The organism is Flavobacterium sp. 3HN19-14, from assembly GCF_051373205.1.
GTDB lineage: Bacteria > Bacteroidota > Bacteroidia > Flavobacteriales > Flavobacteriaceae > Flavobacterium.
On the sequence record NZ_JBPPZT010000001.1, the window covers coordinates 3348487 to 3374351 of the forward strand.

A 25865-nucleotide genomic window follows, 5' to 3' on the forward strand; every position below is an offset into this window, starting at 1 on the left:
TATGTTTATTGTGATTTATTTGGTTCTTATTTTGCTTTCAAATCGTATTTTCCGGATTCAAATCCGAGTTTCAGCAGACCATTTTTGACTTCGGGTGCGTTCATGAACAACTTCCAGGGCAATCCGGAACGGTAATTTTCTAACATGACAACCATCGGCACCTGGTCAATTGCCAGATATTGTTTGGCGGAGGCTTTATGGTCACAACTGTGTGCGTCATAAAATCCGGCGACGCCCCACATTTCGGTATTGTAATTTTCGTAAAAATTATGCATTGCTGCCAGTGATTCTGTCGGTGTATAAACGATTGAACTTATGGCTGCAGTTGGAGAAATTACTCCGACATCGTTACTTGGCATGTGTGCGTTGTAACCGATTCTTGCTTTTGAATCGTATCCGATTGTCCCTTCTTCATTGATGGAATAAGAAGCAGTCAATCCCCAATAATCCTGTCCGTAGCATTTGAATTTCTTCGGATTTTCGACACAATACAAATAATCAATTTTTACCTGATTGTAATTCAAATCCCAGTAATTGGCATATTTATCAGACAATTTGTGCGGGTCGAGCCCGAGATAGGAATAATGTGTCCAAAATAATGGACTACCATATTCAGCTGCGTCATTGTGTTTCAGTATTAATGGTAAATTGTATTTCTTCTTTTTCGAAACGATTTTTCCTTTCCTTGCCCAGCAATTGTCATAAACCGACGGGTTGGTACTGTGGTCAGGAGAAGCGCTTGCCAATACATAAGCAATCAGGCATTCGTTGTAACCTTCAAGTGGAAAATTCATCTGCCAGGCATAATCAGGCGACCAATGCCAGTATAATTTTTGTTCGTTGTTAGTGTACCATTTGTAATCGACGCCTTTCCAGAGTGCGTCGTATTTTGCCGCCAGGCTTCTTTCAGATTCGCTACCGTCTTTTAGAAATTCCCTCACGCAGATAATTCCCTGGCATAAAAAAGATGTTTCGACGATATCGCCGCCGTTGTCTTTTTCCCCGAAAGGGATAACTTTTCCTGTTCGGCCATCGAGCCAATGGGCCACGAGCCATGAAAACGGTCTGCTTTTGCCAGAAAATCAGCGATTTTGTCTAATTTTTTTACGGCTTCCTCTTTTGTAATATATTTTTGATTTACAGCAGCAATAATAGACATCAACCCGAAGCCTGAGCCGCCAACGGCCACGATATGGGCATCATTTTCGGGATATTTTCCATCGGGGAAGAAACGCTCGCGCGCCATTCCGGAGTTGGGTTCGGCAAAATCCCAGAAATATTTGAAGGTTTGTTTTTCTACCGTATCTATCAATTGTTCGTCTGTAAGTTTAATTTCAGTTTTTGGTTTGGCAGTGGTTGCAATTTCCTTTTTATCGGTTTTGCAGCCTGCGAATGTTGTAATAATCAAATATGTAAATAAAAAATTTTTCATATTCGTCATTTAAAATCCGTATTTCCCTGAATGGAAGCCCAGACTTAATAATCCTTGTTGCACTTCCGGAGCATTCATGAATAAGTTCCAGAGTAATTCGCTGCGGTAATTTTCTATCATCACCACTTGTCGTCCTTGGTCAATAGCCAGATATCTCTTGGTTGACCAGTTGTATTGTTTGCTGTGCGCATCGTAAAAACCGGCCAGCCCCACGTTTGTGCATTGTAATTTTCATATAAATTGTGCATTACCGCCAATGATTCTGTTGGCAAGTAGACCACAGAGCTCACTGCTGCCGTTGGCGAAATCACGCCTTTGTCGTTGCTTGGCATGTGTGCGTCATAACCTACTGAACCGTCTGTATTTCTGGAGTAGGAAGCGGTCAATCCCCAATAATTGGCGCCATAACCTGCAAAACCTTGCGGATTGGTAACGCAATATTGGTAATCAATTTTATTTTGGTTGTAATTTACGTCCCAATAATTGGCATATTGGTCGGAAAGCTGCTTCGGATTCAATCCGAGGTAAGAATAGTGCGACCAGAATAAAGGCTCACCGAATTGCTCCGCGCCATTGTGTTTTAAAATTAAGGGAAATCCGTATTGCGTATTTCCCGAAGCGATTCCGCCACTTCTCGCCCATCCCTGATGGTATGCATCCGCATTCACAATTGGGTGTGTCGGTGAAGAAGCTGCCATCACATAAGTAATCATGCATTCGTTGTAACCTTGCAACGGAAAATTCATTTCCCATGCATAATTTGGCGACCAGTGCCAGTAAAGTACATTTTGACCGTTTCTGTACCAGTCCCAATCGACGCCCTTCCAGAGTTCGTCGTATTTTTGCGCCAATGCTTGTTCTTCTGCGGATCCGTTTTTGAAAAACTCCCGAACGGTAATCATTCCCACCGTTAAAAAGGAAGTTTCTACTAAATCGCCACCATTGTCTTTTGTTCCGAACGGAATTACGTGACCTGATGAACCATTAATCCAATGCGACCAAGCACCGTGAAATCTGTCGGCAGAAGCCAGGAAATTGGCAATTTTATTCAACCTTTCTACACCTTCACCTCTCGAAATATAACCACGTGAAATTCCGGCAACCAGTGACATCAATCCGAATCCGGAACCTCCGGTGGTAATGATGTGTTCATCGTTTGAAGGATCTTCCACGTGATAACGCTCGAGTGCCATTCCCGAGTTGGTTTCGGCATAATCCCAGAAATATTTGAACGTTTGTCTTTCCACCAAATCTAATAAGTCTGCATCAGAAAGCGGCGTTACAGGCGTGACCGGAGTTACCGGCGTACCTTCAGATGTGCTTTTGTCAGCAGAGCTGCATCCTATAAATAAAAGGAATAATATGAAGAAAGAATTGTTCATTAATTGTATGCTTAAAAATAAATAAAACGGCCTTATCCTATCAAAAGACAAGATAAGGCCCGGTAACTAAAAAAATCAATAATTCGGGTTTTGCATCAAAACACCGTTACTCAATGTGATTGACTCCTGTGGAATCGGGAAAACTTCGTTTTTACCTGCAGTGAAGCCCATTGGGCCGAATACTTCAACCCCGCGTCCCTGACGGATTACATCCCAGAAGCGGTCATATTCCATAGCCATTTCTGATCTTCTTTCTTTCCAGATTGCGGTGCGGATTGCATTTTGATCTGAAGAAACGAAATTAGCCAAACCAGCTCTGTTTCTAACTCTGTTTAAAGAAGCTAATGCCTGAGCGGTATCGCCTGTTTCATTAGCAGCTTCAGCGTTGATTAATAGAATTTCTGCAAAACGCATAACTCTGATATTTTGCTCAGAACCTTCAGAACAAGAACCAATCTGTCCAGACGGAACATATGATTTTTGATTGTACATCGGGTTGTCGCCGACTGGTTGGATATAATCACCTTCCGGAGTTGTTTCTCCGCGGAAAATGATGGTTGCATCACGACGAACATCGCCAGCTTCGTATGAATCAGCTAAATTTTGTGAAGGAACATTGAATCCCCATCCGAATTGGCCTCTTACACCTTGAACCTGAGAATATTGCGAGTTTGACAAATCGCAGTTTCCGGCAACATAAGTAGCCTGGATTTCGAAAATTGACTCCACGCTGTTTTCGTTGTTGATTCTGAAAACACTGTTGTAATCAGGCAATAAGTTGTAACCCATTCCCATTACTTCAGAAGTCAAAGCCAAAGCCTGGCCCAGTTTTCTGGTACATATACACTTTTGCAAGGAATCCTTTTGCAGCACCTTTGGTAGCACGACCAACGTCTGTAGCACCGTAAGAAGCCGGAAGATTTTCACCTGCGAATTGCAAATCAGCGATGATAAACGCATAAACCTCTTCAACAGAATTTCTTTGGGATGTTGTAGTTTTTATCTGCCGGAAGTCCGTCAAAAATTGGCACACCACCGAAAGTTCTTACAAGATTGAAATAGTGCTGCGCCCTTAAAAATCTCGCTTCAGCAATTAATCTTGTCTTAAGCGCTTCATCCATCGTAATCCCGGGAATATTAGTGATTGACTGGTTTGTAAGGTTTACTCCGAAGAATTGTCCTTGCCAGTAATCATTAATGATGAAAGCAGAAGGCGTGTAAGTGAAATTATTGATGTCTGAAAAGAATGAAGCATCACCGGTAGAACTTCCTTTTTCTGCATCGTCACTTGAAATCGAAAGAATCAGCGGAGCGAAAGCATCAAGTCTCCATGACCTTAAATTAGCATAAATCGCGTTGACCGAAGCCACTGCATCGTCTGAAGTTTTGAAGAATGCCTCCGCAGGGATGGCATCTTCGCGGCTGGTATCCAGATAATCATCATTACATGATCCCAGTACCATCACCGAGGCGAAAATAAATAAAATCTTTTTCATATTTTTTAGAAATTTAAATTAATACCGAAGCTATAACTTGAAGAAAGCGGATAGACATTGTTATCTATACCTAAGTCACCAATACCTTGTTTTCCAAGTTCAGGAGAAAAACCGTTATAGCCAAAATTTGTAAATGGATTTTGAGCACTCACGTATAATCTCAGGTTATCAAGTTTGACGCTTTTCAGGAAGGACTCAGGAAGTTTATAACCCACTTGAATGGTGCGGATTCTGAAATAATCACCTTTCTCAACATAGAAAGAACTAGGTCTTGAAGTTGTCTGATCTGAATTTGCAGATGGATAAGTATTTGAAGGATTAGCTGTAGTAAAGCTATTGTCTGCGAAATCCTGATCCCAGTTTTCATTTCCAAAGCGGGCATTCCTGTTAAAGTTGTAGATTTCGTTGCCTGCTACTCCTTGAAATTCAACACCTAAATCAAATCCGGAGTATCCTACGTTAAGACCAAAGCCATAAGTCATCGTAGGAATCGGACTTCCCAGGAAAGTCTTATCTAAATCATCAATCACGCCGTTTCCATCTAAGTCTTTAAATTTCAAGGCTCCGATTGGCGCGCCATACTCAGCCGATTCAGCAGCGTTTTGAACAACGCCGTCAACCTGATATCCGTAATAAGAACCTACAGGATGACCAGCTTCAAATCTTTTTATTGGATTACCAAACAACCCAGGTCCTGTATTGAAAAATGAACCGCCCAATACTTCAGTCATTTCATTGTCAATAGTTGTCAAATTCCCATAAAGTGAATAGGTAATCTTATCCCCGATCTTATCATTCCACGACGCTGTAATTTCAACGCCTTTATTTACAAAGCTTCCTGCATTTGTTGTAACACTTGTACCTAATCCCGAAATGTTAGGGACTGTAATGGCAAAAACTGCATCTTTTGTTTCACGGTTATAGTAACCTGCTTCAAGATCAAAACGACTTTTAAAGAATTTTGATTCAAAACCTAAGTCATACTCGGTAATAACTTCCCAATTGATAGAAGTGTCAACAAGTTGGGTGACCGAGATTGCATTAGTTACTGATGATGGCGTACCAAAAAAGCACCTGGTTGAACTGAAGCCAATTCGTCGTACTGGCGGGTAACCGAAGCATTACCTAGTTGGCCCAGCTGGCTTTCAATTTTAAGAAATCAACTCCGGAATTTTCCATGAATTTTTCTTTGCTTAAAATCCAACCAATACCAACAGACGGGAAAGTTGCTGATCTTTGGCTTCCGCTAAAATTATAAGCAGTAGCGCCATCACGTCGAATAGTAGCACTTAAAAGATATTTGTCATCATAGGCATACATCAATCGACCGAAGTAGGACTGGAATCTTTTCAGACTGCCTTCATCACCGGCAGCAATTTGTGAAGTTGTCGCTAAACCATTATTCAAGAAAAGCGTAGCATCATCACCATTGAAAGGTACATCCTGTGCTGAGCCTTGAAGTGCTCTCGTGCGATCTTGCTGACGGCTGAAACCTCCTAACAATGTAAAGCGATGTTTACCGATGCTTCTGTCATAAGTAAGTGTATTTTCCCAGAGGATGCTCTCGCCTGTATCATTTCTTGCAACAAGCGTACTTGGATTTTCTACAGTAGTTCCTAGTGTAGTGTTGGCTGCAGTATAACGGTAGTTGTTAATACTTGAGAAATCTCTTGTGTAGCTCATTTTATAAGTCAGCCCTTTGATGATATCATATTCGCCAAATCCTGAAAGGAGATTTCTTGTTCCTTTTGTTTTTCCGCGGAAGATATCAAGCGTGTAACGTGGGTTGATATTACCCGCTGTACCCAATGCCGACTGGACACCGTAATCACCATTTGCATCATAAATCGGCGTTACAGGTAAGGCAACACGGCCTGATAAAAAGGACTTGCTGCATCATTGCTGTCAAATTTGTAATGCTGAATTTACACCAATCCTGAATTTGCTGGTTACATCATATATACCGTTAAATCTGGCGGTAACACGTTTGTAGTCATCGCCTGAGCTTACGCCTTTGTTGGCCTCTAAAATACCTTCTTGCTTAAAATAACCCAAACCGACAGAATAACGTGTTTTTTTCGAAGCGCCCGTAAGGCTAAGATTATGGGACTGAGTAAAGGAATCTTTTTTCAAGATTTCATCATACCAATCAGTATTGACACCATTGAACTGTGCTAACGTGAGCTGATGCGTTGGGTCTGTATCTCCTTCATAGGCAAGCTTTTGATTATACAAACGTACATAGTCTTCCGACCCTGCAAGTTTAAGTACATTTGACGGTTTCGAGAATCCCATATTAGTATCATAGGTGAACTTAATATTTTCTTCTCCCCTTTTTACCCATTTTAGTAGTAATTACAATTACTCCATTTGCAGCACGTATACCATAAATTGCAGAACTCGACGCATCTTTTAATATACTCATGCTTTCTATATCGTTCGGGTTCAGGTAAGATATGTTGTTCGCTATCGTACCATCAACGATATAAATTGGGTCGTTATAGGCAACGCTTCCAATTCCTCTGATATAAATTCCAGGAGAATCGCCTGGTTTGCCTGAGTTAGTAATAATAACACCCGCGACTTTCCCTTGTAAAGAGCTCAAAGGATTTGCATTCGGCCTGTCTTTAAATTCTTTTTCCTTTACAACCGCAATCGATCCGGTTATGTCAGCTTTTTTTGTGGTTCCATAACCGATTACCACTACTTCATTCAAGTTTGTACTTGCTACCTGCATCGAAAGCGTCATGCCGTCACTTGCATTCATAGTGACGTCATTATAACCAATGAAGGTGAACTTCAAAGGATTGCCCGCTTGTGCCGCGACAGAAAAATTTCCGTCAAAATCAGAAACAGTTGACGCATTAGATACCGTATTTGTGACGCTAACGCCTGGTAACGGTAAACCATTTTCATCTGACACTTTACCCTTTATTGACTGGGCATAAATACCCATCGGCAAAAGAATGAGCGCCAAGAAGCTAAAAATAAAATTTCTCATTTGTTAATATTTGTTAAAGTTAGTAATGCCAAATTAAGAAAATTACATCGTTATAGCAATCAGAAGCGTACTACTACATGACTACATCAAAACATGCAAAAGCAAGCTATATCGCTTATTTTAAAAGGGATTAATGTACTTAAATTCAACGAAAACGTTTTCGCTATGATGTAGTGATGATGTGTGGTAAAAATGTAAAAAAGGAGGTTGAAAATTACAGAATTGCCAAAATCCGCAAAAAAAATTATACGGTAAGCATAAATTTAGATAGACTCTCTTCCTGTGTAAGTCCAAGTTTTTTGCGAAGACGATAGCGATGCAACTCTACACCGCGGAAGGAAATATTCATCATCGGAGCTATCTCTTTTGAGGAAAGATTCATCTTGAGATAAACACACAATTTAATATCCTTTGAAGTAAGATTTGGATATTTTTTAGAAAGACTGACTATAAATTCATTGTTGATTTGATTCAGATTAGTTTCAAAAGTTTCCCATTCATGCTTATTGACAGCATTGATTTTAATGGCCTTTTTGATTTCACTTTTCAATTTATTGATATCGGTTTCCGAATCGAGAATTTTTTGGATATTGTCAATCATTTCCCCTTGCTTGGCAATCGATAATGATTTTCCCGCTACTTCTCCGGATTGGCCTGAATTTCCAACTCAAGAATATGCTTTTCATATTCCTGGATGTTGAGTTCATTTTCAGCTTTCAATTCAATTTCAAGGATTTTCTTCTGGTGTCGCAATTCTTCCTCACGCAGTTTCAGCTTTTGGGTATACCTGAATTTATTCCAGCGATAATACAAAAAGAAACTGCCACTTATAGCCAAAATATAAAACAAAACCATCCAGATCGAAAAATACCACGGATTATCAACCGCAAATTCATAACCGGCAATTCTTACATAATTTTTTCCGTCATAGTAATAAAAAGATATGTCCTGCCTGCCGCTGTTTAAGTTGTTCAGGATCATATTGCCTTTGTGCACCCGAATGAATTCTTTGCTGTTATTGAGACTGTAAAAAATATCCGGGCGATTATAACCATAATATTCCGCAATAACATTCAGTTCTACCGATTGATTGTATTTGATGTCAGTATCTTCAGTAATGAGGTTGCCGTGATAAAATCCCTCTACGTAAATTTTCTGCACTTTTCTCTTGTTGCTGTTCAATTGGTAGGAGATGAATCCATCATCAAGATTCAGCAAAATGGTTTCGCCTGATTTATAAACTTTTGTATTTTCAAAAATAATCTTGCCTTCGTAGTATTTTTCCGGAATCAATTCCCAGCGAAATTCATCTTTGACCTGTGAAATCACATACAACAAACCCGAATTAAGTACAATGAAATTTTCATCATCAATCGGGATGATATCAGAAATATTTTTAAATGCCGTATTAAAAAGCGGATCTTTCTCCAGTTTCGAAGTGATGGCGTTATAAGTATACCATGTCTTATTAATCAGGAAAAGAATTTCATTCTTATACGTAAAAATCTTAACCCCGTAGTCATTGGCGATGCCATTTGCCTGAGAAACATTCTCGACTTTTTTCGTCTTGAAATTATCGTCGTATGTAATTCGGTACAAACTTCTGTAATTATCGGCACCCCATAATTCGTTCGGACGGTTCTGGGCAATATTGCGGATAGGTTTTGTGAGCCCGCTCAGGAATTTGTACTTTGAAAGGTCATTGACATCCGGATAATAAGCGATTCCGGAATAATTTGCCTGAAAATATACATGATCAAAATTGCTTTTAAGAAATTTCCAACCACCATTTACCGGATTCATCTTTCGGAGGTTTTTCCCATCAAAAATGAACGTCCCGTCGTTGTGGCCGATAATGAATTGTTCATTCAATTTGAAAATATCCCAAACCTGGCCTTGTGAGTTAGGAACCGGCATCAATTGCCTGTTTTTGTAAATGAAAATCCCGTGATTGGTCACAAAAAGATAACCATCCTGAATCGTTGAAAGCGAATACAAGGAACCTAAAATTCCTGAATTATCTGAAAATACATTTACAGACGAATTGATTTCAACGTGTGCAATTCCGTTATCAAGCCCCAGCCACAAATCATTTTCGCGATCAACGGCAATGGTCAAAATCGCATTATTTTTAATGGCATTGCTTCGATTGATATTTTTATATGAATTGTCCTTCATATTAACAATATACAACCCCTGAAGCCCTGTCCCTATTGCAAGCGTCTGGTTATTGACGAATTTTGCAGAAACAATAACTTCATTTTTAAGCCGGTTATTTAAAGGATGTAACCACGGCACAAGCGTTTGATTTTCTTCGGTAAAAATCCCCGAAGTTTTCGTGAAAATATAGATTTTTCCGTTGAAGCTTTCAATATTATGGATGACATCTCCATCAACTGCCGACCAATTGTCCTTTTTGATGAATTGCTTGCCGCGCATCATGTAAATTCCTTTCCTGACAGAGGCTACATATATTTCATTATCAATTGGATAACAGTAAGAAATCTGAAACGGGAAATGAATTTTTTCAAATGAACCATTATCATAAACAAAAATCTCATTGAAAGACTGGAAGTAGATTTTGCCTTTAAATTTGAAAACTTTCCAGATTTCCTCATTGTCAGAATTCCCGCTGAAAAGATTTTTATTTTGTGAAAGCGAATGGTAGATCATCTTTCCGTTGGCGCGCTGCCAATAGCCGAATTCCTTGTAAGAACCCGAATAAATCTTATCGCCATCAATTAAAATGGAGCGTATTACAGTATTATTTGGGAGTGTATATTTCTCCCATTTTACACCGTTATAGCGAAGGAAATAATGGTTGTTGGCAAAATAAATGGCGTTGTCTGTTCCCTGCGCGACATTCCAGTTCTGGTTATCGCCGTTGTATTCTGACTTGGTGAAATTTTCTACAAAAGGCAGTAATTCCTGTGCATAAAACGTAGTAGAGACGAGAAAAAGAAGCAGTATCTTAAGCGCTTTTGCTTTCAAAGTGGGGATTTTTATCCAAATATAAATACATTTTCCCAATTGATGCCATCCGCCAAAAACAAAAAACGCCTCCTAATGGGGGACGCTTTCTAATTTATCCTGATCGACGTATTCCTGTAAATACCGGAACCTTTCGGTAAGTTTTCCTTTTTCGGTGATTTTTGCGCGGGCAAGTATGCCATCTTTATCGCCATTAAAAAATGCGGGGACAACGTGTTCCATGAACATTTCTCCAAAACCTTCGCTGGCATCTTTTGGAAGTTCACAAGGGAGATTATCAACAGACATCACCACAATCGCAGCGGGATGAAACATATCGACTTCTTTATCCTGTGATGGGAGGTATCCGAAAAATGGGTCTGCAATCGTCGAAGCTTTAATAGTGCTCGCAATCGGCCCGTTGGTGTCGCACGAAATATCAGCCACCACTTTTATTTTATTATCAACCGCATTAAGCATTTCTCGTGTCAGGATTACCGGCGCATCATTGGCATAAAAATGTCCGGCCATGAAGATATCAGAAACTTTGGAAAAACGTTCAAAATCTGAAATATATTCAGTTGGATTGTTGTAAAAATCCATTTTTGAAGAAGGTTTTCCATCGATTCTTTTGTTGTAATCGAGTGTGTCGATTTGTGTGTAAACCGGTTGCGTGTAATTTTTAGAAAGGAAATCTTCAATTGATACGCGTTTGATTTTCATCGCGTCGAGAATTTCTACAGCGCCGTTGGCAACTTTTCCGTGTCCGGTAAGAACGATTTTTACCGGCGGCAGGATTTGTCTTTTCAGCTTGGTAACGAGTTCATCTTTACCTGAAAGCGTTTCTGCTTTTGGCAAAGTGAAAAGTTCGAATTTTATCCCGAAAGCTCTAATGCCATTATAAGCACCGACAATTCCTGCATAGCGCCCAAATCCGATGAGTCTTTTGAAATTTTCGTCGACGATTGTTTCGTGGTCGTATAAATCGATATTCTTTTCGAGGATGGCCTGTAATAATTTACGGTTGTGCAATTGTTTCTTGATGGTATGCGAAAAGAAGAAGTATTTTTTGTTTGGAATCAGCGCATCAACCGGAACCTCCTTTACGCCAAAAAGCACATCACAGTCCGAAACATCATCAGTAACTGTAATTCCCAAATCGGTATATTGCTCATCAGAAAATATGCGGATATCCGAGCTTTCTACTTTTATTTCAGCATCCGGATGTTCTTTTTTGAGGCGTACCAATTCTTCGGGCGTAAATACTACCCTTCTGTCAGGCGGATTTTTTCTTTCTTTGATGATTCCGAATTTCATAGCTTAAATGCAAAAATCAAAACAAATCTGTATCGTTTTTATTAAATAGATGCAAAAATTAAACAAAAGTTGCTTATTCTTTAAAAACAAGATATATTCTAACTAATTAAATTAATTTTGTTACAAATATAACAAGTTAGGGCAAGTCTACCAAGTACTTTTTTGAAAAAGATTTTCACAATAAATTACTGAGAACAATACTGTTATAACTTTTAACGCAATTTTAATACAACGTTTGCGCTTTCCGACCGTTTCACAGCCGTTGAATGCTTATATTTGTTAATCACAATTTTTCGAAAATGACCAGTCGTTACGCTTTTATATATACATTTCTGATAAGCATTTTATCCCTTTTGTTTCCTGTAAAAAAGACAATGCCGAAACCAAAGTTACGGCAGCAACTGTTAGTCCGTTTTACGTAAAAATGCCTAAACTTACTTCCGATTACAAAGCAGAAAAAAAAGCAGTTGTTGAAGCTTTTTTTAATAAAAACTGGGCAACGGAAAAGTCAACGGCAGTTTCTTAGTTGCTAAAAACGGACAAATTATCTACGAAAATTATCAGGGGTATGGTTCAATCGAAAAGAAAACGGAGCTTACTGAAGCTACGCCCATTCATATTGCTTCGATGAGTAAAGTATTGACAGCTGCTGTCGTTTTAAGGTTGATTGATGCCGGAAAACTGGAACTCGACCAGAACGTTAATACAATCCTTTCGCCGTTCCCTTATGAAAACGTGACTATAAAATCACTTTTGACGCACCGCAGCGGATTGCCTAATTATGCTTATTTCTGTGATGAAAAAGGGGTTTGGGACCATTCGAAAACACTTTACAACCAAGACGTGCTTGATTTAATGAATGAGCACCATTTTCCGATGCAGTTTCCTGCTGAAAAGCATTTTGCATACTGCAACACAAATTATGCAATGCTGGCGCTTGTAATCGAAAAAATTACCGGGATGAACTACCGGATTGCCATGAAAAAACTACTTTTCGAGCCGTTGGGAATGACACACACTTTTGTTTTTAACCCTGAGACGGATAAAGATACCGTTAGCCAGACCTACAAAGGCAGAATGCGCCTGGCTTTTGATCATCTTGACGGGACTTATGGGGACAAGAATATTTATTCTACCCCACGTGATTTGCTTAAATTTGACATGGCGACGTATTCCCCGAATTTCCTCAGCAAGAAACTAACCGAAGCCGTTTACCAAGGTTACAGCTATGAACACAAAGGTACGAGGAATTACGGTCTGGGCATTCGGATGTATGAATGGGAAACCGGACAGAAAATGTATTACCACAATGGCTGGTGGCACGGCAACACTTCGTCATACATCAAGTTGAAGAAAGATACGGTAACGATTATCGCCATTTCGAATAAATATACCAAGCAGACTTATCAATCGTGGAAACTGGCGCCTCATTTTGGGGATTATCCTTTTAAGAGAGATAAGGATGATGGAGAGGAGTAGTCGGTAAGCAGTGTTGTAATCAGACCGCAGATGGCAGGTAGCAAATATAGATAGAAGCGTGCGATAGCAGGTGTTACCAAACTGAACTATACGTATTTACTGATAAGTTTTCAATCAATTCGCGTTACGTATCATCTCAATATTGACGCACTACCGTTGTCGATATATTCACTTCAAAAACTTTAACAATTTTTACGGCATTACCGTAACTGACTAACTATATTTTTTTGTAGGGATGCATGGCCCTTTCCCTGAAGTTAAAATACAAATTTCCTCAATACGTTGTATTGCGGGAAAGCCGTAAAAATTGTTAAATTCTCATTTGGGGAATTGTATAACATTTTAGAAAATCCATTTTGAGAAAACTAAACACTAATTACTGACTACAGCTCACCATTTCTCCCGCGTTAGGGATGGTATAGACCCGCCTAAGCCGAACTGGGCGAAGCCAAAGCCCGCAACGACAAAACTATTTCAATTTACCGGATTAGTTCCCGCGAGGACTTGGAAGTACAGCCCGGCGGCGAATTGATTATTTCTTTTCAGCAAAACTTTCCCGGTGCCGCAACACCCATAAAAAAACCCGGCAATTGCTTACCGGGTCTGCATTTATCTTTGGGACTTTATTAGAAAACCAATGCTACGCTAACTTCGAAGTCGTCGTTGATGGCTTTGTCACCAAGGTTGTCGAAGAAACTTCCTGAACCATATTTAATGCCGTATTCAGTACGGTTGATTTTGAAGTTTGTAGTCGCTTTGTTTCCGTTTACCGTAAGGTTGAAAGTGACCGGTTTTGTAACACCTTTGATGGTCAAATCGGCAGTTACGCTGTAAACGTTGGCTGTTTTTGTAGTTCCGATGGTTTTGAAAGCCAAAGAAGCAGTTGCGAATTTGTCAGTTCCGAAGAAATCGTCGGCTTTTAAGTGACCTTCCAGTTTTTCTTTTCCTTCGCCGGCTTTAAGGTCAGTTACGTTGATAGAATTCATATCGACTGTGAAAGTACCGCCAGTTAGTTTTTTTCCTTTGAAAACTAACGCGCCATCTTTAAGGCTTACGGTTCCTGTGTGCTGGCCTGTAACTTTTTTACCAACCCATGAGATGGTACTTTTTGACACGTCTACTTTTTTGGTTTGTGCAGTAGCTGTTGCGGTTCCGAAAGCGACTAATAATGCGATTGCAATTGTTTTGAAATTTTTCATTGTATTAAAATTAGGTTATTGATTATTAAAATTATTATGGATTCTGTATTTTTCCAAAAGGAAATTGAGTTGTTCCAACTCAGTATTCGTAAGGTTTGAAGCTAAGAATTGTTCATAGCCCTCGATTTTAGGGTCGAGATCTTTTAGTAAGTTAAGGCCTTTTTCGGTAATCATGACTTCCATTTTACGCCGGTTTTCGGGGCAAACGTCGCGAGTTACCAATTCTTTCAACAGCAATTTATCTACCAAACGCGTAGTATTGCTGGTTTTGGCAAGCATGCGTTCCTGAATCAGGAACATATTCGCCGGACATCCCTTCTGCCCTCTTAAAATTCGCAAGACGTTGAACTGCTCGACAGAAATATCAAAAGGCTTAAGAATTTCACTGAATTTATCAGCGATTGTATTTTGCGTATACATAATATTAAGCGCCGTTCTTTTTTCGATGCTTATCGCTGAAGTAGATTTTATGATGTCTTCAATCTTCATATTTGTAATTACAAAATTTGTAGGTACAAATGTATAATTATTTTTAATTTGTATATACAAATGTGTATTAATTTTTTGTTAAATAAAAAATCCCGGATTTCATAATGCTTACTTTTAGTGCTTTAAAATTTTAAGGATGATACGACTGATTATCACTTTTACAATACTAGTGTTTTTATCATGCATCAGCATTCTGACGGCGCAAAATAATCGGCCAAAGCCGTTACAAGTTTACCATAAAGAGGGTATTTCAATAAAAGCTTACGATTATAGAACTTTCGAACCCATGCTGAAGATTGAGAATGATACAACTTATGTCGTTAATTTCTGGGCGACGTGGTGCCAGCCATGTGTTGCGGAACTTCCAAACTTCGAGAAGATAAATGCAACATTAAAAAATAAAAAAATTAAAGTGATACTGGTCAGCCTTGATATGAAAAAACAGGTAGAAACTGCCTTGCTCCCATTCATCAAAAGAAAAAACCTGCAATCGGAGGTCATTTTCCTCAATGATCCTGACGCTAACTCATGGATTGGAAAAGTCGATGCCAACTGGTCTGGCGCAATTCCGGCCACTGTGATTTACAACAGCCAAAAGCGGCAATTCTACGAACGCTCTTTTACTTTTGACGAACTCAACAACGAGATTAAACAATTTATAAATTAAAATACTATCATTATGAAAGGATTAAAAATCTCAGCACTATTGCTGATTGTGGCTTTTACATTCGCATTTACAACAAATACCGGTGGCTATAAAGTTGGTGATGTTGCAACCGATTTCAGCTTGAAGAATATCGATAACAAAATGGTATCGTTAAAGGATTTCAAAGACGCGAAAGGATTTATCGTGATTTTTACCTGCAATCATTGCCCTTATGCTAAGGCTTATGAAGACAGGATCATCGCGTTGGATAAAAAATACAGCAAGGCCGGTTATCCTGTTATTGCCATCAATCCGAATAACCCTGAAAAGCAAAAGGATGACAGTTTTGAATTAATGCAGGTGCGCGCTAAGGAAAAAGGATTTACTTTCCCTTATCTTTTCGACGCTGGGCAGAAAATTTTCCCGCAATATGGCGCTACAAAAACGCCTCATGTTTATCTGTTACAGAAAACCAAAGAAGGAAATGTAGTGAAATACATAGGTGCGATTGACGATAATTATGAAGATGAAAGCGCCGTAAAAGAAAAATACCTTGAAAACGCTGTTGACGCTCTTCTGGGCAACAAAGAGATAAAAGTCAAGGAAACAAAAGCAATTGGCTGCTCGATTAAAGCTTAATTTCAGACCTAAACAATTATATATGAATTTATCACAAGAAGCCTGGTTAACGCAACTCGAATCAGATGACAATGCCGTAATTCTCGACGTTCGCACAGAAGATGAATGCAACGAAGGCATAATTCCACATGCCATTAATATCGATATTTATAAAGGACAGGGATTTATTTACGAAGTTGACGCGCTCGACAAATCAAAGAATTATTATGTGTACTGTAAAGCCGGTGGAAGAAGCCAACAGGCATGTACATTGATGAATCAGCTTGGATTTGAGAACACTTATAACTTGGTCGGCGGTATGATGGAATGGAAAGGTGAAGTAACCACACCATAGATTTTCACAAAATTTTAAATTTTTATTAACATTTGTTCATTTTTTTATTTATTTTCGCATGTAGAATTAATACTACATCACCCCCGATAAATAGTAAAATAATGAAAAAGAATTTCGGAAAATCCGGCAGGTTTGTCAGGGTCGTATTTGGAACAAGTTTGATAATACTTGGTTTTACAGATTTTTTTACTGACGAATTGTTACAAAATATAGCTATCGGTATTGGAATATTCCTGTTGCTTACTGCCTTGGTTTATTTTTGTCCGCTATATTATTTTCTTGGAATCAATACATTCAAATCCGGAAAAAAATCAAAAATGTATTAATAAAGCTGTGAAATTCACGGCTTTTTTTTATTTCTGATTGATTTCAGCTACAATCAAAAAACCGGAATCGATAAAATTCCCGCGCCATATCGGCCATATTTCCTCCAGCTTCACTTTATCGACATTAAAAATACCAACCAGGATATCTTTAGCTGCAGCAACTGAAGCGCCGGCTTTAACGTAATTCAAAAAGTGATATTGGTCAGCACCGATGTTAAACAGTCCGAGCTTGAAATTTTGTCTTGATACGGCAGCGAAACTTTGAGCTGGAAAAGGCAATTCCGGTGATAATCCGGCATTGAAATCTAAATAATAACGGCAGATTGGGAATTGCTGTTCATATAAATGAAGTGAAGGGGCAGCGACAAGCAAATGGTCTGGTGTACTCTTATCCGGAATCTTTCCGGATGTATTTTCGTTCATATCGAAAATTTCCGAAAGCGAATATTCGAAAGCCGCGAGTTCAATCATAAAATCAGGCCAATCTTCTTTTTTGCCATTTTCAGCTTCAGGGCGCGTTTTTTCAAGGAAGGAAGAAAAGTTTTTTCCCAAGTCGTTCAACGTATAACTTGAAGAAGGGTAATTGTCGAGATACTCATCGGCGAAAGCTGTAAAAAGTGCCTCGCCCAAAGCATAATTGAGGCATTTAAACTGACTTTGCATACAAGCGCGCAGTCTTGCGATGTAACTCTGCCGGTAAATCATCAGGTGCTGTGAAGCGCTGAGTCTTTGCGAGTCATTCACCATTTCATCAGTCGTAAGTTCGGAATATGAAACCGGCACGTGCTGGATCAGCATCCCTTGCATCCAGTTATGCACTTCAGCGATCGGCAGCGTATCCTTATCAATCATTCCCAATTATTAAAATTTAATTTCATTGACCAGAAAGTTGACCGGATTTGAAACTTCAAGGTGACTTGTCTTTATTTCAGCAGCAACAGTATTTAAAGAAGACATTCCATTCATAAATTGTTTTGCTTTCAAAAGCTCAGCATGATAAGTCCCAAAATCAGGAATATTGCTGTCCCATTCCAATAAAGTTGCGACGCCTCCGGTAAGCTGCCATGCCAATGAGAAAAGCGTCCAAACCTCATCAACGACATTGCGGTCATGCGTATCGATGATGTAATCGCCGCAATGCTGATGTCCGGCGATGTGCATTTGAACGATCCGATCATGCGGTAATTCTTTTACGTATTGAATTGGGTCGAAGTCATTGTTGAAACCTGAGACATATACATTGTTGACATCGAGCAGCAATCCGCAGCCGGTTTCTTCTGCCATATAACGCAGAAAATCCCATTCTGCAATCGTCGAATGCTTAAAGGTCAAATAAGTACTCGGATTTTCAATGACCAATGGTCTTTCGAGATAATCCTGAATTTGCTTGATGCGGCCGATGATATGCTTCAACGATTCTTCATTTAAAACAACAGGAAGCAAATCGTGCGTGTTAACCATATTGATGCCCGTCCAGCACAAATGATCGCTTATCCAAAGCGGCTTTACTTCAGACGCAAGATTTTTTAATTTGGAAAGATAATCGAAGTTGAGCGGATCGGTACTTCCGACAGAAAGCGATACCCCATGCATTACCACAGGATATCGCTCTGTTATTTGTCTTAATATATTTCTCGGCCTGCCACCAGAATCCATGAAATTTTCCGAAATAATTTCGAACCAATCTACCGATGGATTATTTTCAAGGATGTAATCAAAATGCGCGCTTCTTAAACCCAAACCAAGTCCGGGATTGGGCATCGCTTTGACCAAATCGCTGTAAAAATCTGCAGGCTCCTGATGATTATTCATGTTTATTCTGTTTTCCCTTCACAAAGATCTCTGGCATTGTCTGCTGGATTGTTGAAACCGAACGAGCATGATTTGTTACCGCTGTTGCCGCATGAATCGTACGATCCCAATGTCGATATCAACCAAGCTTGCGGCGGACAGGCACTCAAACGGTGCGGGACCCACATTTCGATTGGCTGCCCTCATTCTTTCCTCGAACAATTGACGCGCCAGTTTCCACGTGCTGAGCCCTTTGTTTTTGCCGAGCGTACTGAAACGTTCTGCCTGAATTGGCACAGCGCAACTTCCCTGCCATGCGCAACTGTTATTGCCAGGATTTTCCTGTTGCTGGGCGTCGCCATATAAACCGCATCCACCCTGTGAACGGCAATTGTTGAGTGTCTGGCAATTGTGCTGTTCTGCAGTGGCGCAATAGCCTGTTCCTGCGCAATTATTAGCACCTGTGCGATCGTGTCCTTTGCAGGAATTGAGTCCCATGCAAACATGCAATTCCATCGGGACAGCGACGTTTGCCGGAGCGCTGGGAGCAGCCGGTGCAGGAACACTTCGCGCCGCACATCGATAATTCTGTATTTATTTTTACTTTAGCCATAAGAGGTATATTTTCGATTAATAAATTAATGGTCACTATTTTAAATCTACGTCTGGTAAATCATCGATGCGGACACCAAGATAAGAAATGCCCGGATAAACGGCGACCGCAGCGGCGTATAAATTCTGAAGTTGCGCTTTCGGCCTTGCCACCGGACTGAAATTATAGTTTTCGAAAGTCGGCGTTGCATAATATTGCTTTCCGTCAGCGGCGGTATATTGCAGTTTCATGATGTCGCCGCAAAGCGAATTCAGGATAAAGATCATTGATTTATGGATGCCGAACATAAAAGTTTCGTACTGCGTGCTTCCTGATTTTCGGTAACACTCTTCAATCATCACGAAAATATAAGTGTAAACGCCGTTGATCAGATCAGAAACAGGCGCGATGTTCGCAGGATAATCTGTAGTTGCAGGATTGCTCCTTACATTCATCACAAAAAGGTCTTCGAAACTCATTTCTTCAATATCAAAAGCATCATATTTCTTTTTTAATTGATAGAATGTCTGGTAGATTTCTGCAAATTTTTCAAAGTGCGAAGGCTCTTCACCATCTGATTTGAAATCGTATTGCAGCAATGCCGCAAAATCCAGATTGTTATCTTTATCGAGATATGGCGCGTCTTTTACAAGCTTCCCTTCACCCTGCTCCACAATTAAATTGATAGCAGCAATCGCAGATTTTTTGTCAGCAACACAAATCAAATCGCCTGAATCATCGTGATTGGTGAAGACCGGTTTGTGCTCTTTATCATAGTAAATGGTATCGATGTTGTTCTGGGCATAATACCCTTTTCCAGGCACCAATTGCGGCGAACGCGTGTTGTAACGCAAATCGGGATTTTTATCAAGACAGTCGATAACCATATCGTAAAACTCCCCGATAGTCGGATACGGAATAAAGTTCCGCGCCGATTTGAGTAGTTTTTGCTTCGGTTTCATCGGTTTCTCGATATTGAGAAATGTCTCCAGTTGATCCATCGATAATTTCGCGGCATTGATTTTCAATGCAGGCTTGTGTCCCGGTAAATCTGCAGGCCATGTAGCTGGCGATCTTCCATACAAATCAGGTCTTCCTGCAAGTGCTTGCTTCAGGTTTGACGAAAGTGCCATGTGCAGCATTTCCTCAATCGCAACACTCATGATCAGTGCTCCGGTTTTATTGGCGAAGACCATGATGTCTGCCGAAATGTCTAATGCAATTTCCGTAGCTTCGTCAAAAGTGTAGCGTGGTTCCTTGTCGATTTTGAGCAAAGCGTTCGTCAGCAGATTGATCATCGACTGCTGGTTGGGCGCCCTGTTAATGGAATAATAAGTGAAAAGGTAAGTCGGGATTGTCGAAATCTCAATCTCAATCGCCTGCTGTATGGCCTCGCCGAGATTCTCGGGCGTGACTTTTTCGGCCTGGCTTCCAAAAAATTTCTGATGTATCATTTGCGTTTGGTTAAATTGTTTGTTCCACCAAACTTATAAAATTGAAATGTACTGGATACGCGTATTTATACCTGATTTTTGGTACATGAAATTCGACTGCATCGGCAAAACCAATTGGCGCTAATGATATTTTTGTTACATTAGCTGATATTATTATGATATGCTCGACAAGCCGGAATCGAAATTCATATTGCAAAAACTGACCGACGAACTCGCTGAACAGCTGCAATATCATACCGTTGAACATACGCTTGACGTTTATAATATTGTAAAAATCATAGCAGAAGAAGAAAATATCAGTCCGGAAAACACCAGATTATTGTTGATTGCCGCACTCTACCACGATTCCGGATATCTGATTCAAGGTAAAGGACATGAAGCTGTTTCGTGTAAAATTGCTGGTGAAGTTTTGCCTGATTTTGGTTATGATGATTCAGAAATCGAAGAAATTTGCCGTATCATTTCTGCAACGAAAATTCCGCAAAATCCAAAATCCAAATTAGAAGAAATCATTTGCGATGCGGATTTGGATTATCTCGGGCGTGATGATTTTTTTATTCTTGGAGACAAGCTTTATAATGAAATGCTGGCTTCAGGTGCTGTCACGAATCGGGACGAATGGAATCGCTTACAAATTGAATTTCTCCAACTGCACCGTTATTTCACCAAAACGGCGCAGCAATTACGCAATAAGAAAAAAGAAGAAAACCTGAAAATATTACTTGCTAAAACCAACTTATGAAAGCACTTTCAACAAAGCAAACCATAATTGACGCATCTTACGCGATTGCTGGCATCCTTTTTTGCGGATTTGCATTGAAAGGATTTTTGGTGCCCAATCATTTCTTCGACGGTGGCGTTACCGGAATTTCGCTGTTGCTGCACGAATTGTACCATTGGAACATCGGCGTTGTAATTGTACTGGCGAATTTACCGCTGATCATTCTCGCAGGTTTTCAGGTCAATAAAAATTTTGCACTTAAAACTTTAGCCGCAATAGTCGGACTTGGCTTATGCCTGCATTTTATTGATTATCCGCAGATTACCTCAGACAAATTACTGGTTTCTATTTTCGGAGGCGCGTTTATGGGTGTTGGTGTCGGATTGGCGATGAGAGGCGGTTTTGCGCTCGACGGTGTTGAAGTACTTGCCCTTTACACCGGAAAACGCATCAGTTTTACCATCAGCGAAATCATTCTAGGAATCAATATTTTAATATTTATGGTTGCCGCTGTCAAACTCGGATTACCGACGGCTTTGTATTCTATATTGACTTATTACAGCGCTTCGCGAACGATTAATTTTGTCGTTGAAGGGATTGAAGAATTCACAGGCGTTACGATTATTTCCGGGCAAAGCGATAGTATCAAGAGAGAACTAGTCATGAAACTCGGAAAGGGCATCACCGTTTACAAGGGCGAAAGAGGATTTCTTAAAGACACTTACGACATCAGCCAGCCTTGCGATATTGTTTTTACCGTGGTGACGCGACTCGAATTAAGACGCCTTAAAAATATTGTTCACGAAATTGACCCGAAAGCGTTCGTTTTCACGAATGTGATCAAGGAAACTTCAGGCGGTGGCGGAATTTTAAGCCGAAAAGTACGCCATTAATTAATCGTTTACTTCGTATGTGACCACAGGTATTTCCTTGTTTTTAAGGATGAACTCACCAACATAACTGCACGCAAAAGATTCTTTTGCCAATTCATAAGTTGATTTTGTAATCAATATTTGCCCGGCTTTTGCGGCAGATTGCAACCTTTGTGCGGTATTGACTGCATCGCCGATTACTGTGTAATCCAATCTTCTTAATGAAGCCGAACCAATATTTCCCGACAGCATTTCTCCCGGATTGATACCGATTGAAACCTCGGGCGTAAATTTCACTTCGCCATTAACTATATTTTCTGTGTTTTCCAGTTGTTTCCTGATAGAAAGCGCCGCATCGATGGCACGATCGAGATGATAATCGCCGCGAAAAACCGCCATTACCGCATCGCCTAAGAATTTATCCACATGTCCGTTTTGGGCAATGATTTCTGCTACGATTTTGTCGAATAAGCCATTCAGCAGATTCACGACTGTATTGGCAGGAAATTTTTCTGAAATTCCGGTAAAACCGCAAACATCAATGAACATTACGGTTGCATCTAAAATTTCATTTTTAAGCAAACTCGATTCGAATTCCTTGTGTGACATGAAATTGAGTACATTTTCATCCACATACATTTTCAGGATATTGTTCTCTTTGATGGCTTTTAAAGTTTCCTGGATTTGGCGTACATACACCAATGTTTTTTCCATTGTAAGTTCCAGATCATCGAAATCTACAGGCTTTGTAACAAAGTCGAAAGCACCGCGGTTCATCGCGACACGGATATTTTGCATATCGCCGTAAGCGGAAACGACAACGGCTTTCAGCATCGGATTCGCTTCTGGTAAATGTGTGAGCAATGTTAATCCGTCCATCACAGGCATGTTGATATCACTCAGGACAATATCTAAATCTGCATGTTCCTTGATGCGTTCGAGCGCTTCTTCGCCGTTCTGTGCAAAGACGAATTCGTAGATATTCTCGCGAATCTGCTTGCGGAATTTCTGCTTGATCAATATCTCAAGATCTGCTTCGTCGTCAACAATAAGTATCTTGGCCATCAGTCGTTTATGTGTTTTAGTTTGTCTTTCAGAATATTAAAATCGAGTGGTTTGGTCAGGAAATCATTGGCACCTATTTCCATTGCCTGACGGTGGTTTTCGTCATCTCCGTAGGCCGTAATCATCATCACGACAGGCGGCGGCGCTTCATAATCTCGGCGAATTGTGCCTAATAGTTCCAATCCGCTCATGCCCGGCATATTGATGTCGCTTAAAATTAAGACGACTTCGCTTGCGTGTTCACCGAGGTATTGTAACGCCTCTTCTCCCGAAAGGGCAAAATTAAAATTGATTTCCCCATTTTTGATTTCTTTGCGGAAACGCTGCAGGAAAAGCGGCTGCACATCTGCTTCATCATCAACGACTAATATATTCATAATTATTGGTTTTCAGTTTTATTATTGATTGGAATCGTAATTGTAAATGTTGCGCCTTCGCCTTCTTTGCTTTCAATGGCGATCGTACCGCCGTGGCCTTTGACAATGGTGTCGTAGCTTAGCGAAAGTCCGAGTCCCGTGCCTTCACCTGTTGGTTTTGTTGTAAAGAAAGGCTGTAAAATCTTGTCTTTTATTGCATCGGGAATTCCGGTTCCGTTGTCTTTAACGATGATTTCAACGGAATTTTCCTTTCGGGAAGTCGTGACGCTCAAAGCCGGTTTGTAATTGCTGCCAACGATTTTCTGTTGTTGATTTGTCGCGTAAAATGCATTCGTAAAAAGATTCAGCAAAACGCGGCCAATATCTTGCGAAATGACATTTACTTGCGGAATCGAAGCGTCGAAATTGGTGATCAGTTCTGCATTAAAACTTTTGTCCTTCGCGCGCAAACCGTGGTAGGCCAATCGCAAATATTCGTCGGCTAATTTATTGATATTGGTCGGTTCTTTCGTTGCTGAAGAACTTCGGCTGTGTTGCAACATTCCTTTTACAATAGCATCCGCGCGTTTGCCGTGGTGGTTGATTTTTTCGAGGTTCTGCTTGATATCAGCAGCTATCGCTTTGGCTTCTTCGACATCGCCTTTTTCGAGTTCTTCGTTCATTTCATCTACTAATTCACTGCTTACATCAGAAAAATTATTGACGAAGTTGAGCGGATTCTGAATTTCATGCGCGATTCCGGCAGTCAGTTCGCCGAGCGAAGCCATTTTTTCCGATTGGATCAATTGCTTTTGGGTAAACTTCAGGTTGGCAAGCGTGGTCTCTAAGACCCGATTTGCTTTCTGCTTGGATTTAAACCGGTAATAAACGGCTCCGGCCAAAAGCAATAATAATGCTGTGATGCCGAACGAAAAATTGCGCGTAAGGGAAGATATCTCATTGTCATTTTGAAGCTTGGTGATAGACAGCTCTTTCTCATTCATTTCCTGTTCGGTTTCAAAACTTATGGAACGGTATTTCTCCTGATCATTCAATAAGTTTTCCTGTAGCGTGATAAAAGTCTTATTGACCTCATTCGCCTGCTCATAATTGCTCATTTGCTCATATAAGGCAGCCAGCATTTTATAATCCCTGAGCACATCTAAACGATTTTTCTTTAGCCTTACGATGTCCTTTTTCAATAATTCGATGGCGTCGTTAATCCGACCCTGTTTTATCCTTATCAATGCCCTGTAATAATCGGGAGCGATTGTTCCGGCCGGCGGATTCACGGGAATATTATATTTAGATATCATTTCCCAGCATTGGTCTATATCCGCCTCAGCCTTATCAAAAGCGCCGATTTTTATTTCATACAATGCTTTAGTCTGCAGCGTGTAGGCAAGAAAATCCTTTTGCCTTTGATTCTCCTTATCCTTAAAGGCGATGTCCAAATAATATGGGATGCTGTCTAATTGGCCTGTCAATATTTTTGCAAATGCGATGTTTGTTGCATTATTTCCGATATTCGCTCTCTTGCCCGCCATATAGTACTTAAAGGAAATGCTGGAGTATTTTAACGATGCTGCATATTCCCCTTTTTGCATATAATACAGGCCAATGACGTCATTATTGTTAAGCCACTCCTCCCTTCTCAATGGGTATGGAAAGAAGGCGATGTCGTGGCCTTGCTTTTTACCGGGATTGATATAACTGATCGATTTCTTCATATTATAAATCGCCTGGTCAAGCAAACCTATTGTCCTGTAAAACCCGGCAATTATATAATAGCTGTCACACATGCCTATGGAATCATTGCTTAATTTGTATCCTTTCAATTTTTCATTGACATAAGTGAAGCCTTCCTCAAGCCTGTTTGAGTTTCGAAAAGGCAACCGCAATTGCTTGAAAAATTGACTCGCGATATAGGAGGCGTTTGGCGTCCTGCTTCTTCTTGCGGTTTCATAATTGTATTTGCCGTAGCTTATCGCCTTATTGACATCGGTTGCTATCAGATTGTTTAGGATCGATAGCTTTATGCAGTAGCTCCAAAACTCATTGGTGCCATCATTCAATAAATTGGCAGACTTTTCGATCTGCTTGATGCCAGCATCATCAAGCGTGGTTGCCAATATGAGTTGCGTGATGTTCGTGATCGCAATGGTGTCGTTCGCCTTAGATGCTTTGCTTTTTTCGATTAAGGCAATGATGGCGGCTACATTCTTCTGCTGGGCCTGCAAAAGGCTTGAAAATGCAAGTGCCAAAAAAATGCAGCTTAATTTGAGGATCAATTTTTTCTCCATG

The 25865-nt window shown here is 40.1% G+C and carries 26 protein-coding genes and 2 pseudogenes; 8 read left to right on the forward strand and 20 right to left on the reverse strand.

Annotated features, from left to right (window positions below):
- Positions 1-26: 26 nt before the first annotated feature.
- From ACSLFW_RS18085 to ACSLFW_RS18140, 12 genes and pseudogenes are all read right to left on the reverse strand, one after another.
- Positions 27-1432, reverse strand: a pseudogene (locus tag ACSLFW_RS18085) (glucoamylase family protein).
- A gap of 9 nt (positions 1433-1441) precedes the next feature.
- Positions 1442-2814: pseudogene (locus ACSLFW_RS18090) on the reverse strand (glucoamylase family protein).
- 75 nt (positions 2815-2889) lie between these two features.
- Complete coding sequence (locus tag ACSLFW_RS18095; protein WP_436556904.1) at positions 2890-3630, reverse strand: RagB/SusD family nutrient uptake outer membrane protein; 741 nt, start codon at positions 3628-3630, stop codon at positions 2890-2892.
- Complete coding sequence (locus tag ACSLFW_RS18100; protein WP_436556905.1) at positions 3614-3835, reverse strand: RagB/SusD family nutrient uptake outer membrane protein; 222 nt, start codon at positions 3833-3835, stop codon at positions 3614-3616. The genes ACSLFW_RS18095 and ACSLFW_RS18100 overlap by 17 nt, the downstream gene beginning before the upstream one ends.
- Positions 3783-4310, reverse strand: coding sequence for a RagB/SusD family nutrient uptake outer membrane protein (locus ACSLFW_RS18105; RefSeq protein WP_436556906.1), 528 nt, complete (start codon positions 4308-4310; stop codon positions 3783-3785). Before ACSLFW_RS18105 ends, ACSLFW_RS18100 begins: the two co-directional genes overlap by 53 nt.
- A 5-nt stretch (positions 4311-4315) precedes the next feature.
- On the reverse strand, positions 4316-5404 hold the full coding sequence (locus ACSLFW_RS18110) for a TonB-dependent receptor domain-containing protein (RefSeq protein ID WP_436557489.1): 1089 nt from the start codon (positions 5402-5404) through the stop codon (positions 4316-4318).
- A gap of 31 nt (positions 5405-5435) precedes the next feature.
- The gene (locus ACSLFW_RS18115; RefSeq protein ID WP_436556907.1) at positions 5436-6119 is read right to left on the reverse strand and encodes a hypothetical protein; all 684 of its coding nucleotides are present in this window, start codon (positions 6117-6119) and stop codon (positions 5436-5438) included.
- 96 nt (positions 6120-6215) lie between these two features.
- On the reverse strand, positions 6216-6605 hold the full coding sequence (locus ACSLFW_RS18120; RefSeq protein ID WP_436556908.1) for a hypothetical protein: 390 nt from the start codon (positions 6603-6605) through the stop codon (positions 6216-6218).
- 19 nt (positions 6606-6624) lie between these two features.
- Complete coding sequence (locus tag ACSLFW_RS18125) at positions 6625-7311, reverse strand: TonB-dependent receptor plug domain-containing protein (RefSeq protein WP_436556909.1); 687 nt, start codon at positions 7309-7311, stop codon at positions 6625-6627.
- A 244-nt stretch (positions 7312-7555) separates the two neighbouring features.
- Entirely contained in the window at positions 7556-7912 is a 357-nt protein-coding gene (locus ACSLFW_RS18130; protein ID WP_436556910.1) for a helix-turn-helix transcriptional regulator, read from the reverse strand.
- A gap of 35 nt (positions 7913-7947) precedes the next feature.
- Complete coding sequence (locus ACSLFW_RS18135; protein ID WP_436556911.1) at positions 7948-10302, reverse strand: histidine kinase; 2355 nt, start codon at positions 10300-10302, stop codon at positions 7948-7950.
- Between the two features lie 72 nt (positions 10303-10374).
- A complete protein-coding gene (locus ACSLFW_RS18140; protein ID WP_436556912.1) occupies positions 10375-11598 on the reverse strand; it encodes an NAD(P)-dependent oxidoreductase in 1224 nt (407 codons plus the stop codon).
- A gap of 546 nt (positions 11599-12144) precedes the next feature.
- On the opposite strand from ACSLFW_RS18140, the gene ACSLFW_RS18145 reads away from it, so the two are divergent.
- Positions 12145-13077: a serine hydrolase domain-containing protein gene (locus tag ACSLFW_RS18145; protein WP_436557490.1), complete on the forward strand. Its 933-nt coding sequence runs from the start codon at positions 12145-12147 to the stop codon at positions 13075-13077.
- 626 nt (positions 13078-13703) lie between these two features.
- On the opposite strand, the gene ACSLFW_RS18150 is transcribed toward ACSLFW_RS18145, so the two are convergent.
- Together ACSLFW_RS18150 and ACSLFW_RS18155 are read right to left on the reverse strand one after the other, a co-directional pair.
- On the reverse strand, positions 13704-14276 hold the full coding sequence (locus ACSLFW_RS18150; RefSeq protein WP_436556913.1) for a YceI family protein: 573 nt from the start codon (positions 14274-14276) through the stop codon (positions 13704-13706).
- Between the two features lie 15 nt (positions 14277-14291).
- A complete protein-coding gene (locus ACSLFW_RS18155; RefSeq protein WP_436556914.1) occupies positions 14292-14765 on the reverse strand; it encodes a MarR family winged helix-turn-helix transcriptional regulator in 474 nt (157 codons plus the stop codon).
- A 286-nt stretch (positions 14766-15051) separates the two neighbouring features.
- On the opposite strand from ACSLFW_RS18155, the gene ACSLFW_RS18160 reads away from it, so the two are divergent.
- The 4 genes from ACSLFW_RS18160 to ACSLFW_RS18175 all read left to right on the forward strand — a co-directional run bounded on the left by ACSLFW_RS18160 (position 15052) and on the right by ACSLFW_RS18175 (position 16710).
- Complete coding sequence (locus ACSLFW_RS18160; RefSeq protein WP_436556915.1) at positions 15052-15432, forward strand: TlpA disulfide reductase family protein; 381 nt, start codon at positions 15052-15054, stop codon at positions 15430-15432.
- Positions 15433-15444: 12 nt separating this feature from the next.
- Complete coding sequence (locus ACSLFW_RS18165) at positions 15445-16050, forward strand: thioredoxin family protein (RefSeq protein ID WP_436556916.1); 606 nt, start codon at positions 15445-15447, stop codon at positions 16048-16050.
- A 22-nt stretch (positions 16051-16072) separates the two neighbouring features.
- Positions 16073-16384 (forward strand): rhodanese-like domain-containing protein, encoded by a 312-nt coding sequence (locus ACSLFW_RS18170; RefSeq protein ID WP_436556917.1) that lies wholly within the window; start codon positions 16073-16075, stop codon positions 16382-16384.
- A gap of 101 nt (positions 16385-16485) precedes the next feature.
- On the forward strand, positions 16486-16710 hold the full coding sequence (locus ACSLFW_RS18175; protein WP_436556918.1) for a YgaP family membrane protein: 225 nt from the start codon (positions 16486-16488) through the stop codon (positions 16708-16710).
- Between the two features lie 27 nt (positions 16711-16737).
- Here ACSLFW_RS18175 and ACSLFW_RS18180 read toward each other — a convergent pair whose 3' ends face one another.
- Entirely contained in the window at positions 16738-17562 is an 825-nt protein-coding gene (locus ACSLFW_RS18180; RefSeq protein ID WP_436556919.1) for an HvfC/BufC family peptide modification chaperone, read from the reverse strand.
- 9 nt (positions 17563-17571) lie between these two features.
- The gene (gene bufB / locus ACSLFW_RS18185; RefSeq protein WP_436556920.1) at positions 17572-18522 is read right to left on the reverse strand and encodes an MNIO family bufferin maturase; all 951 of its coding nucleotides are present in this window, start codon (positions 18520-18522) and stop codon (positions 17572-17574) included.
- Between bufB and ACSLFW_RS18190 the strand changes: the two genes are divergently transcribed.
- Positions 18511-18867 carry a hypothetical protein gene (locus tag ACSLFW_RS18190; protein ID WP_436556921.1) on the forward strand — a complete coding sequence of 119 codons (357 nt, stop codon included), beginning with the start codon at positions 18511-18513 and terminating at the stop codon, positions 18865-18867. The genes bufB and ACSLFW_RS18190 overlap by 12 nt on opposite strands.
- 282 nt (positions 18868-19149) lie before the next feature.
- Here ACSLFW_RS18190 and ACSLFW_RS18195 read toward each other — a convergent pair whose 3' ends face one another.
- On the reverse strand, positions 19150-20547 hold the full coding sequence (locus ACSLFW_RS18195; protein ID WP_436556922.1) for a ferritin-like domain-containing protein: 1398 nt from the start codon (positions 20545-20547) through the stop codon (positions 19150-19152).
- 160 nt (positions 20548-20707) lie between these two features.
- On the opposite strand from ACSLFW_RS18195, the gene ACSLFW_RS18200 reads away from it, so the two are divergent.
- Complete coding sequence (locus ACSLFW_RS18200; RefSeq protein WP_436556923.1) at positions 20708-21289, forward strand: HD domain-containing protein; 582 nt, start codon at positions 20708-20710, stop codon at positions 21287-21289.
- A complete protein-coding gene (locus ACSLFW_RS18205) occupies positions 21286-22161 on the forward strand; it encodes a YitT family protein (RefSeq protein ID WP_436556924.1) in 876 nt (291 codons plus the stop codon). Before ACSLFW_RS18200 ends, ACSLFW_RS18205 begins: the two co-directional genes overlap by 4 nt.
- Here ACSLFW_RS18205 and ACSLFW_RS18210 read toward each other — a convergent pair whose 3' ends face one another.
- From ACSLFW_RS18210 to ACSLFW_RS18220, 3 genes are read right to left on the reverse strand one after another with little or no spacing between them, the layout of a single operon-like run.
- Complete coding sequence (locus ACSLFW_RS18210; protein WP_436556925.1) at positions 22162-23205, reverse strand: adenylate/guanylate cyclase domain-containing protein; 1044 nt, start codon at positions 23203-23205, stop codon at positions 22162-22164.
- Positions 23205-23582, reverse strand: coding sequence for a response regulator (locus ACSLFW_RS18215; RefSeq protein WP_436556926.1), 378 nt, complete (start codon positions 23580-23582; stop codon positions 23205-23207). The genes ACSLFW_RS18210 and ACSLFW_RS18215 overlap by 1 nt, the downstream gene beginning before the upstream one ends.
- A gap of 2 nt (positions 23583-23584) precedes the next feature.
- Positions 23585-25864, reverse strand: a complete 2280-nt coding sequence (locus ACSLFW_RS18220; protein ID WP_436556927.1) for an ATP-binding protein — start codon at positions 25862-25864, stop codon at positions 23585-23587.
- Position 25865: the final 1 nt, after the last annotated feature.